11 protein-coding genes are annotated in these 13,995 nt (G+C 53.8%); 9 read left to right on the forward strand and 2 right to left on the reverse strand.

Going from position 1 to position 13,995, the window contains the following annotated elements; genetic code table 11:
- Positions 1-588: 588 nt before the first annotated feature.
- Positions 589-1,788 (reverse strand): BaiN/RdsA family NAD(P)/FAD-dependent oxidoreductase, encoded by a 1,200-nt coding sequence (locus tag SGR01S_RS21570; protein WP_061808547.1) that lies wholly within the window; start codon positions 1,786-1,788, stop codon positions 589-591.
- 301 nt (positions 1,789-2,089) lie between these two features.
- Here SGR01S_RS21570 and pitA point away from each other — a divergent pair, with 301 nt between their 5' ends.
- Complete coding sequence (pitA, locus tag SGR01S_RS21575; RefSeq protein WP_061808548.1) at positions 2,090-3,592, forward strand: inorganic phosphate transporter PitA; 1,503 nt, start codon at positions 2,090-2,092, stop codon at positions 3,590-3,592.
- A 73-nt stretch (positions 3,593-3,665) separates the two neighbouring features.
- On the opposite strand, the gene uspB is transcribed toward pitA, so the two are convergent.
- Positions 3,666-4,001 (reverse strand): universal stress protein UspB, encoded by a 336-nt coding sequence (uspB, locus tag SGR01S_RS21580; protein WP_061808549.1) that lies wholly within the window; start codon positions 3,999-4,001, stop codon positions 3,666-3,668.
- A gap of 619 nt (positions 4,002-4,620) precedes the next feature.
- On the opposite strand from uspB, the gene uspA reads away from it, so the two are divergent.
- From uspA to SGR01S_RS21620, 8 genes are all read left to right on the forward strand, one after another.
- The gene (gene uspA / locus SGR01S_RS21585; RefSeq protein WP_061808550.1) at positions 4,621-5,067 is read left to right on the forward strand and encodes a universal stress protein UspA; all 447 of its coding nucleotides are present in this window, start codon (positions 4,621-4,623) and stop codon (positions 5,065-5,067) included.
- 322 nt (positions 5,068-5,389) lie between these two features.
- Positions 5,390-6,733, forward strand: a complete 1,344-nt coding sequence (gene gdhA, locus SGR01S_RS21590) for an NADP-specific glutamate dehydrogenase (protein WP_061808551.1) — start codon at positions 5,390-5,392, stop codon at positions 6,731-6,733.
- Between the two features lie 339 nt (positions 6,734-7,072).
- The gene (locus SGR01S_RS21595; protein ID WP_061808552.1) at positions 7,073-8,059 is read left to right on the forward strand and encodes an autoinducer 2 ABC transporter substrate-binding protein; all 987 of its coding nucleotides are present in this window, start codon (positions 7,073-7,075) and stop codon (positions 8,057-8,059) included.
- 240 nt (positions 8,060-8,299) lie between these two features.
- Positions 8,300-9,799, forward strand: coding sequence for a sugar ABC transporter ATP-binding protein (locus tag SGR01S_RS21600; RefSeq protein WP_061808553.1), 1,500 nt, complete (start codon positions 8,300-8,302; stop codon positions 9,797-9,799).
- Positions 9,792-10,781 (forward strand): ABC transporter permease, encoded by a 990-nt coding sequence (locus SGR01S_RS21605; RefSeq protein WP_037426864.1) that lies wholly within the window; start codon positions 9,792-9,794, stop codon positions 10,779-10,781. The genes SGR01S_RS21600 and SGR01S_RS21605 overlap by 8 nt, the downstream gene beginning before the upstream one ends.
- 1 nt (position 10,782) lies before the next feature.
- Positions 10,783-11,736: an ABC transporter permease gene (locus tag SGR01S_RS21610; protein ID WP_061808554.1), complete on the forward strand. Its 954-nt coding sequence runs from the start codon at positions 10,783-10,785 to the stop codon at positions 11,734-11,736.
- Between the two features lie 10 nt (positions 11,737-11,746).
- A complete protein-coding gene (locus SGR01S_RS21615; protein WP_061808555.1) occupies positions 11,747-13,384 on the forward strand; it encodes an FGGY-family carbohydrate kinase in 1,638 nt (545 codons plus the stop codon).
- On the forward strand, positions 13,384-13,983 hold the full coding sequence (locus SGR01S_RS21620; RefSeq protein ID WP_061808556.1) for a KpsF/GutQ family sugar-phosphate isomerase: 600 nt from the start codon (positions 13,384-13,386) through the stop codon (positions 13,981-13,983). The genes SGR01S_RS21615 and SGR01S_RS21620 overlap by 1 nt, the downstream gene beginning before the upstream one ends.
- Positions 13,984-13,995: the final 12 nt, after the last annotated feature.

Genomic DNA, 13,995 nt, shown 5'->3' on the forward strand with positions numbered 1-13,995 from the left:
ATAGCCTTACCGCCAGGGTTCTCAAGACATAGCACCTAAGGCGTAAACTGCAGAACCCCCTCACGATGACGATGCATCAAAGTGTTTTATTTTATCACCCAAAAAATAGGACAGTTATTACCTATTTCTTTGTGGGTCTATCAGGTATAGATACACAACAGTAAAAGTACAAACTGGTTTAATGAAATTAAGTTAACAAACATAAGTGATAATAATTAATGCAATTAGTTACACTATTATCCATTAGCAAGATCGGCATTTTTTAAGTTAAATTCCGCCGCGAAATAATTCAACACTCTAGAACTTTCAAGTTCTACTTTAATCATAAAAAGAGTGCAATAACCCTCTAAATCATTAGCCAGTCAATGTAGATGAATTAAAAAACGTCAGTTTGAAATTAAGATATAAATCCAACCAGCAAGTAGAATAAAAATATCACGCTAACAATCCACTTATTTTAAATAAGAGTATTACCCAATGAAAAACAAAAAACATATAAAATAACGAATTAATTAAACCCGTCTTTTATATGTTTACTGTGATTGTTTTGATATACCAATAAATATTAAACCAAAATATCTTAACTCATTATTTCTGCACAAGAGCCAGCGCTTGTGCGCACGCCCAAGCCGAGCTCCAGGCCCATTGGAAGTTATAGCCCCCCAGCCACCCTGTCACATCCACCACTTCACCGATAAAGTACAGGCCTCGCACCTTTGCCGCTTCCATAGTCTTAGAGGAAAGTTCCTTAGTATCTACACCGCCGAGTGTCACTTCAGCCGTACGGTAACCTTCGGTGCCGTTCGGCTGAACGCGCCAATTCTGCAATGTTTCTACCAGCTCCGCCTGCTGCGTAGGGTTCAGTTGCTTCAGCGTAACTTCCGGTAATTGCCCCAACGTTTGCAAGCACTCCACCAGGCGCTTCGGCAAATGCAGCGCCAGAGTATTCTTCAGGCTTTGGTTAGGATGTGCCTGGCGTTGCTCATTTAGGAAGCCCGCCAGATCAAGCGCAGGAAGTAAGTTAACGCTTACATACTCACCGGGTTGCCAATAACTGGACAGTTGCAATACCGCCGGGCCAGACAGACCACGATGGGTGAAAAGCAGACTTTCACGGAAGCTGACGCCGTTTTCGGCGGTGATCACCGCAGGCACAGAGACGCCGGACAGGGTTTGCAGGTGTTCCAACAGCGGTTTATGCAGCGTGAAGGGCACCAGCGCGGCGCGTGTTGGCAGCACCTTCAATCCAAACTGTTCGGCCAACTTGTAGCCGAACGGTGAAGCGCCCAATCCCGGCATCGACAGACCGCCGCTCGCGACCACAAGTGAGCGGGCGCTCACTTTCTCGCCATTCAGTGTCAACTCGAAGCCTTCCGTGGTTTTTTCCACACTCAGCACCTCGCTGCGCAGGCGCGTCGTCACCTGGCCCAGTTCACACTCTTTAACCAACAGTTCGACAACCTGCTGCGCCGAGTCGTCGCAGAACAGCTGTCCCAGCGTTTTCTCATGGTAGGCGATGCCATAGCGGTTGATCAGATCGATAAAATCCCACTGGGTGTAACGCGCCAGTGCCGATTTACAAAAATGCGGGTTATTCGACAGGTAAGCAGCCGGTTCGGTGTACATATTGGTAAAGTTACAGCGTCCGCCGCCGGACATCAGGATTTTACGCCCCGGTTTTTTGCCGTTGTCGAGCAGCAGCACCCGGCAACCGAGTTGCCCTGCCTGAGCCGCGCAAAACATGCCCGCTGCGCCCGCACCTATTACCACGACATCAAACTGTTCCACCTGCGCCTCTCTGAATAAAAACCACAATCGCGACAAAAGGCCGCCATATTACGCCGTTTCGCCACCGGTAACCGGCAACTTTACGGCGGCAGATTGTAAAGCCATGACGCCGACAACGCCATAGTAAGAAAATATTACAACGGGCCAGACAGCATAACGCGCTGATATTTCATATCTTTGTCATAACAACGCCATCATTTCGTCATATCTAAATCAAAAAAACGTCATATTTTCCTTTTCCCCGGCCCCGGTTGTCACTGATAATGCGCGGCGTTCATGTCCACAAACTGGCGTAACGCTTATGCTGCATTTGTTCGCTGGCCTGGATTTCCATACCGGCCTGATGTTAATTCTCGCATTGTTGTTCGTGTTGTTTTATGAAGCCATCAATGGTTTTCATGACACGGCCAATGCGGTTGCTACAGTAATCTATACCCGTGCCATGCGCTCGCAACTTGCGGTCGTGATGGCTGGTTTGTTTAACTTTCTTGGCGTTATGCTCGGCGGTTTGAGTGTTGCTTACGCCATTGTTCATCTGTTGCCAACAGATCTGTTGTTGAACGTCAGTTCAGCACACGGATTAGCCATGGTGTTCTCCATGCTGCTGGCGGCTATCATCTGGAACCTCGGCACCTGGTATTTCGGTCTGCCGGCCTCCAGCTCCCATACGCTGATTGGCGCAATTATTGGTGTGGGTTTGACCAACGCACTGATGACACACACTTCGGTGGTGGATGCGCTTAACGTCCCGAAAATGATTGGTATTTTCCTGTCATTGCTCATCTCGCCGCTGGTTGGCATGATGGTCGCCGGGTTGATGGTGTTTGCCTTGCGCCGCTATTGGAGTGGCACCAAGAAACGCCAGCGTATTCACATGACCCCTGCGGAACGTGAAAAGGTCGACGGCAAACGTAAGCCGCCGTTCTGGACGCGCATCGCATTGATCCTGTCGGCTATTGGCGTCAGCTTCTCGCATGGCGCTAACGACGGTCAGAAAGGTATCGGCCTGATCATGCTGGTGCTGATCGGCGTTGCACCCGCTGGCTTCGTGCTCAATATGAATGCAACCGGTTATGACATCACCCGTACGCGTGATGCCGTGGCCCACCTGCAGCAATATTACGAGCAACACAGCGATGCCCTGTCGCGCGTGGTCGCTCTCACTCCGTTGGTGCCAAGCCCGGATGAGGACGTATCGCCGGATAAACCCGTCGAGTTCCACTGTGACAGTGCCCGCGCTATGCCAGCGATTCAGCTTGCCTCCGGCTTGCTGAACAATCTGCAAAGTTACGATCAACTGACGGTAGATCAGCGCAGCCACCTGCGCCGCCTGCTGATGTGCGTAACAGATACCGCAGACAAGATCGCTAAGCTGCCTGAAACCTCTAGCCAGGACCAACGTTTCCTGAAAAACCTGCGTCAAGATCTGCTGCAAACCGTTGAGTATGCACCGATCTGGATTATCGTCGCGGTTGCTCTGGCGTTGTCACTCGGTACGATGGTTGGTTGGCAGCGCGTGGCGACCACCATTGGCGAGAAAATCGGTAAGAAAGGCATGACTTACGCTCAAGGCGTGTCAGCTCAGATGACCGCAGCCTTGTCGATTGGTGTTGCCAGCTACACCGGCATGCCGGTTTCCACCACCCACGTACTTTCTTCGGCAGTCGCCGGGACAATGATCGTGGACGGCGGCGGCGTGCAAAGCAAAACCGTGAAGAATATCCTGTTGGCCTGGTTACTGACCTTGCCGATTTCGATTCTGCTTTCCGGTTCACTGTATTGGTTGGCGCTTAAGCTGATCTAAGCAGTTTGCTCCATGAGAAAGGCGGCCCTGGTGGCCGCCTTTTCTTTGTCTGCTACGCGGAAAACAGACGGCCTCAATACCAGATCATCAGTGCGATAAGGCTGATAAATACCAGCCCACTCAGGGCGGACGTCAGCATAAACTGCCCACGCACCCGCTCACAGCGGCGGATAAATTCCGGATCATGATGCTCGACATAACGCTGCGAGAAGATATAGCGCACCAACCTTATCTGTTTGCTCGGCTGGCCATGAGCGGTAAAAAAGCCGCCACCGTCGACATATTGGTACAGCAGCGGGTCGCAGCCGCGCAAAACCACCAGCAGCGCACGCAGAGAAGAGTAATACCGCACCATGTTTAACACACACACCACACACAGAGCCCAAAACAGCGCGACGGTACTGATCATGATTGCCTCCTCAAGGCGTTGTTATCCACGGCGCTCCGCCGGGTCCAACTGCCCTACCTCTATACACTCATTACTGCGGGAGCCTACCGCTCCGATCCCCTTGGCACCGCACAGGCCGCGCATAACCCACCGCCTCTGGAGACAACCTATCGCCATGCGGGTGCATATCGCGCAGGTTTAGCTCAGAGGAGAAATGATAAGGCCTATAGTCATTATTGTAGGTTAACGAAACACAAACTGGCCTGAGCAGTAGATAAAATTTACCGCAACCCACCATTTTGTCATCCGCCTATTGGTTATAACTGATAACCACCCTAGAGAGCACTGACGGTCTTTTCCTCTGCCCAAAGAGGTATTTGGGACTATACTCTGTTCAAGAATGCTTATATTTCAATCGGTCAACCTTTACACAACCCTATGGGCGGTAGGATTTCCTGCCTGGTGGGTGTAAAACTGACTGAGCAGAGATAAAGAGATTTTTTGATGCGGTGCAGTGTGATCGCCCCAACATATCATTATGTTATCTGAATGATAAAATGCAGGTAAACCTGAAGCGCCAGGCTGGTACGCTGAATGCCTGCTAACCTTTTAATCGGCATTATATGGAAGGAGTATTCTCATGGCTTACAAACACATTCTGATCGCGGTAGACCTATCCCCAGAGAGTAAAATTCTGGTGGAAAAAGCCGTATCTATGGCGCGCCCGTACAACGCCAAAGTTTCCCTGATCCACGTAGATGTTAACTATTCCGACCTGTATACCGGCCTGATCGACGTTAATCTCGGCGACATGCAGAAACGTATCTCGGAAGAAACGCACCACGCGTTGACCGAATTGTCACAAAATGCCGGCTATCCGATTACTGAAACCCTGAGCGGCAGTGGCGATTTGGCACAGGTGCTGGTCGATGCCATCAAGAAATACGATATGGACCTGGTACTCTGTGGTCACCATCAGGATTTCTGGAGCAAGCTGATGTCCTCCGCACGCCAATTGATCAACACCGTACATATCGACATGTTGATCGTGCCGCTGCGTGACGAAGACGAAAAACCCAAATCATAAGTAAGCACACACTAACTTAATTACCCTACGCCCGCTTTTGCGGGCGTTTTTCGTTCCGCAGCTATCATTAATCGCTTGATAATCAACCGCCCTCCAATGATATAGTCGCTAAAGACACAACATCATTCCCCACGCTTTACCCAAACCAATATCTATAAAAATAGTGGGGGAAATTTCATAGTATTACCCTCTGAATTTCGGGCTGTAGCCAGATCGCCAGCTCGTGAATCTTCAGGCGCTTACCTAGGTAAGTAACCAGGGAGTCACGAGCACAGATCACAACGCTACAGCCTGAAAGACAACGGGTATAAAGGAGCTATCCATGGAAAATACCGTATCGGTAGAGTCATTCCTGTCTTCGTTACAGCACCATAACCCCCATCAGCCGGAATATTTGCAGGCAGTCAGAGAGGTCTTCACTTCGCTGTGGCCATTTATCGAGCGCAACCCACGCTATCGCGAATATGCTCTACTGGAACGCTTAGTGGAACCAGAGCGCACCATCCAGTTTCGTGTCAGTTGGGTGGACGATCGCGGGCAAGTTCAGGTCAACCGCGCCTGGCGCGTGCAGTTCAACTCCGCCATCGGGCCATACAAAGGTGGTATGCGCTTCCACCCATCAGTGAATTTGTCGATTCTTAAATTCCTTGGCTTTGAGCAGACCTTCAAAAATGCGCTGACCACCTTGCCCATGGGCGGGGGTAAAGGCGGTTCTGACTTTGATCCAAAAGGAAAAAGCCAGGCGGAGATCATGCGTTTCTGCCAGGCACTGATGACAGAGCTGTATCGCCATCTGGGGCCAGATACTGACGTACCTGCAGGTGACATCGGTGTCGGCGGCCGTGAGGTTGGCTTTATGAGCGGTATGATGAAAAAACTGTCCAACAACACTGCCTGCGTGTTTACCGGCAAAGGGCTGTCATTTGGCGGCAGTCTGATTCGCCCAGAGGCCACCGGCTATGGGCTGGTTTACTTCACCGATGCCATGCTGCAACGCCATGGGCTAGGTTTTGAAGGCATGCGAGTTGCCGTTTCCGGTTCAGGCAACGTGGCGCAGTACACTATTGAGAAGGCGCTGGAACTGGATGCACGGGTGATCACCGTTTCTGACTCTGGCGGTACGCTGGTCGATGAAGCCGGTTTCACTACCGAAAAACTGGCCCATTTGGTGGAGATCAAGAATCAGCGTTATGGGCGTGTAGAAGACTATGCCCGCGAGCGCGGCCTGACCTACCTGGCCGGTCAGCAGCCCTGGAGTGTACCGGTGGATATCGCCCTGCCGTGCGCCACCCAAAATGAGTTGGATCTGGACGCCGCGCAGATGCTGATCCGCAACGGCGTGAAAGCCGTGGCTGAAGGCGCCAATATGCCGACCACCATTCAAGCCACTGATGCATTCCTGGACGCTGGCGTGCTGTTTGCCCCAGGCAAGGCTGCCAACGCCGGCGGCGTGGCGACGTCTGGCTTAGAGATCGCTCAGAATGCCGCACGTATTAGCTGGCGGGCAGAGAAAGTGGATGTACGTTTACAACATATCATGGCGGATATTCATCAAGCCTGCGTGGAATACGGCGGTGAAGGGAAGCAAACTCACTACGTACACGGTGCCAATATCGCGGGATTCGTCAAGGTAGCCGACGCTATGCTGGCACAAGGTGTGCTCTAACATCGCCGTAAAGTGATCCTGTTCACACAACAGTTAAATGCTTCAATGCCGACCATCAGGTCGGCATTTTTACCGCAAAAAATCCCCGCATTGATACTCACCTTGTTTTTATTTTGTTAATTTAAATTTAATTAAATGTTAATTTAATGATGTTTTTACGTAGTAAAATTACCACTACGAAATTATTAAACATTTAATTAACATTAAAACCGCCATAATTTTACCTCAATGTGCATGGCTCACAATTTTCCACTTCGGGTTACGTCCCCTCTTCCTTTCCTTTGTAATCTGCTCAGGTGGAAAAACAACCACCCCTACAGATAAAAAAGGTACAGCGAAATGAAATTTAACCTCGCATTATTAAATGCATGTGTGGTTTCTGCGTGCATGTTATCGACAACACCTGCCTTAGCTGCTGAAAAGTTCGAAATTGCCGTGGTTGCCAAAGTGACCGGCATTCCCTGGTTCAACCGTATGGAAGTCGGCGTCAATGACGCGGCAAAAAAGCTCGACGTGAATGCCTATCAGACCGGGCCTTCTACGCCAGATCCCGCCGCACAGGTCAAAGTGATTGAAGATCTGATCGCCAAAAACGTTAACGCCATCATCGTAGTACCTAACGACGCCAAGGTACTGGAGCCGGTACTGAAGAAAGCACGTGAGAAAGGCATCGTGGTACTGACCCATGAATCACCGGATCAGCAGATTGGCCAGTGGGACATTGAAACCATCGACAGTGAGAAGTATGCGCAGGCCAACGTCGATGAACTGGCAAAAGACATGGGCGGCAAAGGCGGCTACGCCATTTATGTTGGCTCGCTGACCGTGCCATTGCATAACGCCTGGGCGGATTCCGCCATCAAGTACCAGAAAGCCAAATATCCGGACATGTTCGAAGTGACGTCACGTCTGCCGGTGGCGGAAAGCATCGACAAATCCTACGCCACCACGCTGGATTTGATGAAAACCTACCCGCAGATGAAAGGCATTATCGGTTTCGGCTCCCTCGGCCCGATTGGTGCCGGTCAGGCGGTCGCCAAGAAACGCGCCAAGGACAAGATTGCCGTGGTCGGCATCGCCATGCCGGCGCAGGCCGCCCCTTACCTGATGCGCGGCGACATCAAGAAAGCGCTGCTGTGGGATCCGAAAGACGCCGGTTATGCGCTGGTGACGGTGGCCGATCAACTGTTGCAGGGTAAGGAAGTGACCAAAGACTTGTCGATTGAAGGTTTGGGTAAAGCCGACGTCGATATGGATAAGAAAGTGATTCGGTTTAATAAAATTCTTGAAGTAACTAAAGATAATGCCAAATCGCTGGGCTTCTAACCTTCAGTAATATTGCGCCACACCGGGAAAATCATTAAATAACGTCGGTGCGCAGCCTATCGCGCCCCGAGTTTCAATCACTATTATAACAATACCCTATAGCTTTCAAATTGCAGCTAGACGGCCAGCTTGCTCATCTCCAGGCGCTTACAAAAGTTAAGTAACTGGGGTGAGCAAGTGCAGATAACAACGCTGGAACTTGAAAGATGACGGGTATAAGAACCTGCATAGGTTAATGCCATGACCTTATCCACCGCATTTATAAGCCTGGAAAATATCAGTAAAAAGTTTCCGGGCGTACTGGCACTGGACCAGATCAACCTGACGCTGAATATTGGCGAAGTGCACTGCCTGGCCGGGCAAAATGGCTGTGGCAAAAGCACCATAATTAAAATTATTTCCGGCGTTTATCAGCCGGAAAAAGGCGCCAATATTTCACTGGAAGGAAAACTCTTTCATTCCCTGACGCCGCAGCTGTCTGGTTATTATGGTATTCAGGTGATTTATCAAGATCTGTCGTTATTCCCCAATCTGACGGTGGCGGAAAATATTGCCATTCACCGCTACCTGCCCGGCGGCCATTTCTGGGTACGCAAACGGGTGATGCGTCAGACGGCGCTGGATGCTATGGCGCGTGTCGGCGTGCATATCGATCCCGACAAGAAAGTTGAAAAGCTGTCGATTGCCGATCGCCAATTGGTGGCGATTTGCCGTGCCATTGCCGCCGAAGCGCGGCTGGTGATCATGGATGAGCCTACTGCCTCATTGACACGTCAGGAGGTCGACGGCCTGCTGCGGGTGGTCAACGAGCTGAAAGCGGCAGGCATCTGCGTGGTATTTGTCAGCCACCGGCTGGACGAAGTGATGGAAGTCGCCGACCGTATCAGCGTGATGCGCGACGGCAAACTGGTCGGAACTTATCCCGCAAGCCAACTGGACAGCCATGAGCTGGCGTTCCTGATGACTGGCCAACGCTTCCACTACAGCCAGTTACCCCCACGGCCCACAGCCGAGAGTGCGCCGCTGCTCGAAGTGCGTAACCTGAGCCGACACGGAAAATATCAGAATATCAATCTGTCACTGCACGGCGGCGAGATCGTCTCGATCGTCGGATTACTTGGCGCGGGCCGTACTGAACTGTGCCTTAGCCTGTTCGGCATGACACGCCCGGACAGCGGTGAAATCAGGATTGACGGCCAGCCGGTACGTCTGCATAACAACCGTGAAGCGGTGCGACAGGGCATTGGCTATGTGTCTGAGGATCGTCTGACGCAAGGCTTGATCATGGAGCAATCAATCTACGACAACACCATTGTCACGGTGTTTGATCAACTGCATACCCCGATCGGGCTGCTGGATCACGCCAAAGCGACAGAACTGGTTAACCGGCTGATCCGCGATCTGAACATTAAGGTTTCCGACAGCGCGCTACCGGTCAAAACCCTGTCCGGCGGCAACGCCCAGCGTATCGCTATTGCCAAGTGGGTGGCCACGCAGCCGAAGATCCTGATCCTCGACTCCCCCACCGTTGGGGTAGATATCGCCAACAAAGAGGGGATCTACCAGATCGCCAAAGATCTGGCCGCGCTCGGCATGGCGGTGTTGATGATCTGCGACGAGATCCCGGAAGCCTATTACAACAGCCATCGGGTGATGGTGATGCGTAAAGGCGAGCTGATCGCCGAGTTTTCGCCGCACCAGAGTACCGAACAACAGATCGCCGAGGTGGTGAATGGATAAGTCATTACTGGCCCGCCTGGCCGGGCGGCACGAATTTTATCTTGGCCTGCTGGTGTTGCTGCTGGCCATCGGCCTAAGCGTTAGCACCAGCGAGTTTCTGACGCTGGGCAACCTGACCGATGTGGCCACCAGCTATGCCATTCTCGGCATTCTCGCCTGCGGCCTGTTCGTGGTGCTAATTGCCGGTGGCATCGACATTTCGTTCCCGGCGATCACCGCTATCGCCCAGTACGTGATGGCCAGTTGGGTGATCCAGCACGGCGGCGGTTTCCCGCTGGCGTTCGCTCTGGCGATAGGCGTCGGCCTGCTGCTCGGGCTGGTGAACGGTTTTCTGGTCTACTGGCTGAAAGTGCCGGCAATTATCATCACCATCGCCACGCTAAACCTGTTCTACGGCCTGCTGGTGTACACCACCAACGGCACCTGGCTGTACGGTTTCCCCGACTGGTTTATGGACGGCATCAGCTGGTTCTCGTTCCAGGGTGCCGACGGCTATGACTACGGCCTGACGCTGCCGCTATTGTGCCTGCTGGCGGTGATTATCGTCACCGGCGTGCTGATGAACTTCACCCGCCTTGGCCGCCAGATTTTCGCCATGGGCGGCAACCGCGATGCGGCATCGCGTCTGGGGTTGAACCTGCTGCGACTGCACTTCTACGTTTACGGCTACATGGGCATTCTGGCGGGCATTGCCGCCGTGGTGCAGGCGCAGATCACCCAGTCGGTCGCACCCAACTCCTTACTAGGTTTTGAGTTGACGGTGCTGGCGGCGGTGGTGTTGGGCGGTACCAGCATGACCGGCGGTCGCGGCTCGCTGACCGGTACGCTACTGGGCGTGGTGCTGCTGGCGTTCCTGCAGAACGGTCTGACGCTGCTTAGCGTATCGGCCTATTGGCACCAAGTGTTCAGCGGCGCGATCATTTTGATCAGCATCAGCAGCACCGCCTGGAATGAAAAACGTAAGCTGGCCAAGGAGCTATGACATGACCCAGTTAACCCGTCTGATCCCGAATGATCGGATCATCCGTCTGCAAAGCGCGATCATTATCGTCGTGGGGCTGCTGTTCGCCGGGCTGCTAGGATCGCGTTTCTTCAGTCTGGGGAATTTCCAGTCGATCGCCTCACAGTTACCGATCCTCGGCATGCTGGCGCTCGGCATGGGTATTACCATGCTCACCGGCGGCATCAATCTGTCGATTATCGCCGGGGCCAACGCCTGCTCTCTGGTGATGGCGGCAATTATCGTCAGCCACCCGGATCAGCCGCTGTTTCTGGTGCTGGCACTGCTCGCCGGGCTGCTGGTCGCCGTCGCCATTGGCGCGCTTAATGGCGTGCTGGTTGCCTGGGTCGGCGTTTCACCGATCCTCGCCTCACTCGGCACCATGACGCTGATCACCGGGCTGAATATTCTGTTGTCCAACGGCGCGGTGATCTCCGGCTTCCCGGCGGCCATTCAGTATCTCGGTAATGGCAGCCTGCTCGGCATTCCGGTGGCGCTGCTGCTATTCCTGCTGGTCGCCGTTGGCCTGTGGCTGTTGCTGGAGCACACCACGCTGGGGCGCAGCCTGTATTTAATCGGTTCCAACGAGCAGGCTACCCGCTTCAGCGGGGTGAACACCGCCCGGGTGCAAATCGCGGTGTATGTGCTGTCCGCGCTGCTCGGCTGGGGTGCGGCGTTGCTGATGATGGCCAAGTTCAACTCGGCCAAGGCCGGCTACGGCGAATCCTATTTGCTGGTGACCATTCTGGCCTCGGTGCTGGGTGGGATTAACCCGGACGGCGGGTTTGGCCGGGTACTTGGCCTGGTGCTGGCACTGATTGTGCTGCAAATGCTGGAGAGCGGCCTCAACCTGCTGGGCGTCAGCAGCTATCTGACCATGGCCCTGTGGGGCGCGGTGCTGATCTTGTTTATCGCGTTACAGAATCGAAAAGCCTAGGAGAAAAATAATGGCGAGCTATTTTATTGGCGTAGATGTCGGCACCGGAAGTGCGCGCGCTGGGGTATTCGATCTCAACGGCCATATGGTTGGGCAGGCCAGCCGGTCTATCGACCTGTATCGGCCGAAGGCCGACTTTGTTGAACAGTCCTCGGACAATATCTGGCAGGCAGTGTGCAACGCGGTGCGTGATGCGGTCAATCAGGCCGACATCAACCCGATTCAGGTTAAAGGGCTGGGTTTCGACGCCACCTGCTCGCTGGTGGTGCTGGACAAAGAGGGGAAGCCGCTGACCATCAGCCCTTCCGGCCGTACCGAACAGAACATTATCGTGTGGATGGATCACCGGGCTATCACCCAGGCCGAGCGTATTAACGCCACCAAACACCGGGTGCTGGATTTCGTCGGCGGTATCATCTCGCCGGAAATGCAGACCCCCAAAATGCTGTGGCTGAAGCAGCATATGCCAACCACCTGGGCCAACGCCGGTTACCTGTTTGATCTGCCGGACTTCCTCACCTGGCGCGCCACTCAGGACGCCACCCGTTCGCTGTGTTCGACGGTGTGCAAATGGACTTATCTCGGCCATGAACAGCGCTGGGACAAAAGCTATTTCAAACAGATTGGACTGGAAGACGTACTGGAACACGACGCCGCCAAAATTGGCAGCGACGTCAAAATGATGGGTGAACCGCTGGGCCACGGCCTGACCCAGCGCGCCGCCAGTGAGATGGGGTTGATTGCCGGCACCGCGGTCAGCGTGTCGATCATTGATGCCCACGCCGGCACTCTCGGCACGCTGGGGGCTACCGGGGCTTCCGGTGAAGTGGCGGACTTTAATCGCCGCGTCGCACTGATCGGCGGCACCTCGACCGGTCATATGGCGATGTCGCGTACCGCACGCTTTATCCCCGGCGTATGGGGGCCGTATTACTCGGCCATTCTGCCGGAATACTGGCTGAACGAAGGCGGGCAGTCCGCCACCGGCGCGCTGATTGACCACATCATCCAGTCACATCCTTGTTATCAGGAGCTGCTGGCGCAGGCAAAAACCCAGGGGCAGACCATCTATGAGGTGCTGAATGCCCTGCTGCGCCGTATGGCGGGCGAGCCGGAGGATATTGCCTATCTGACCAAAGACATTCATATGCTGCCGTATTTCCACGGCAACCGCTCGCCGCGTGCCAATCCGACGCTAACCGGCACCCTGACCGGGCTGAAGCTGTCACGCACCCCGGAAGACATGGCGTTGCACTATCTGGCCACCATCCAGGCCATAGCGCTCGGTACCCGCCATATTATCGAAACCATGAACCAAAGCGGTTACAGCATCGATACCATCATGGCCAGCGGCGGCGGCACCAAGAACCCGATTTTCGTGCAGGAACATGCCAATGCTACCGGCTGTGCCATGCTATTGCCGGAGGAGAGCGAGGCGATGCTGTTGGGTGGCGCGATGATGGGCACCGTGGCGGCCGGGGTATTCGACAGCCTGCCGGAAGCGATGAGTGCCATGAGCCGTATCGGTAAAACCGTGACGCCGCAAACCAACAAGATCAAACGCTATTACGATCGTAAATACCGCGTGTTCCATGAGCTGTATAACGACCATATGAAATACCGCCAACTGATGCAGGAGGACGCCTGATGCAGCAGGAATGGCAACGTGCAACGCAGGCCTGGGCAATCTACAGCCGGGAGCTGGCACAATTGGGCCAGCGCATCGACCCACAGACCTGGCAACGGCTGCTGACTCTACTGTCGGAGTGCCGGGGAAAAATTGTGGTCACCGGCGTCGGTACTTCTGGCATCGCGGCGCGCAAGATTGCCCATATGCTAGCCTGCGTGGAACGACCGGCGATTTACCTGAATGCCACCGACGCGGCGCATGGCGATTTGGGTTTTCTGCGCAGTGATGATCTGATGATTTTGATTTCGCGCGGCGGCAATTCCGACGAGTTGACCCGACTGTTGCCGACGCTGCAGGCCAAGGGTGTGCCGCTGATTGGTGTGACGGAGAATCCGGATTCGGCTATCGCCCAGGCAGCACAGCTGGTGATCCGCACCGGGGTAGAAAATGAGATAGATCCACTGAATATGCTGGCAACTACTTCTATCGTGCTGGTTTTGGCGATTTTCGATGCGGCCTGTGCCTGCCTGATGGAACGCAGTGGCTACAACAAAGAAACGCTGCTGGCAGTTCATCCGGGTGGTGATGTCGGCAAGCGTTTACTGCAGGGGCATTAACTGCTGGTCGGT

It is taken from the genome of Serratia grimesii NBRC 13537, from assembly GCF_001590905.1.
Classification (GTDB): Bacteria; Pseudomonadota; Gammaproteobacteria; order Enterobacterales; family Enterobacteriaceae; genus Serratia; species Serratia grimesii.

What these genes read in the sequence shown, in the direction of transcription:
- gdhA (WP_061808551.1), top strand. Translation starts at nt 5,390, where the DNA reads ATGGAAAATACCGTATCGGTAGAGTCATTCCTGTCTTCGTTACAGCAC.
- SGR01S_RS21600 (WP_061808553.1), top strand. Translation starts at nt 8,300, where the DNA reads ATGACCTTATCCACCGCATTTATAAGCCTGGAAAATATCAGTAAAAAG.
- uspA (WP_061808550.1), top strand. Translation starts at nt 4,621, where the DNA reads ATGGCTTACAAACACATTCTGATCGCGGTAGACCTATCCCCAGAGAGT.
- pitA (WP_061808548.1), top strand. Translation starts at nt 2,090, where the DNA reads ATGCTGCATTTGTTCGCTGGCCTGGATTTCCATACCGGCCTGATGTTA.
- uspB (WP_061808549.1), bottom strand. Translation starts at nt 4,001, where the DNA reads ATGATCAGTACCGTCGCGCTGTTTTGGGCTCTGTGTGTGGTGTGTGTG.
- SGR01S_RS21615 (WP_061808555.1), top strand. Translation starts at nt 11,747, where the DNA reads ATGGCGAGCTATTTTATTGGCGTAGATGTCGGCACCGGAAGTGCGCGC.
- SGR01S_RS21620 (WP_061808556.1), top strand. Translation starts at nt 13,384, where the DNA reads ATGCAGCAGGAATGGCAACGTGCAACGCAGGCCTGGGCAATCTACAGC.
- SGR01S_RS21595 (WP_061808552.1), top strand. Translation starts at nt 7,073, where the DNA reads ATGAAATTTAACCTCGCATTATTAAATGCATGTGTGGTTTCTGCGTGC.
- SGR01S_RS21610 (WP_061808554.1), top strand. Translation starts at nt 10,783, where the DNA reads ATGACCCAGTTAACCCGTCTGATCCCGAATGATCGGATCATCCGTCTG.
- SGR01S_RS21605 (WP_037426864.1), top strand. Translation starts at nt 9,792, where the DNA reads ATGGATAAGTCATTACTGGCCCGCCTGGCCGGGCGGCACGAATTTTAT.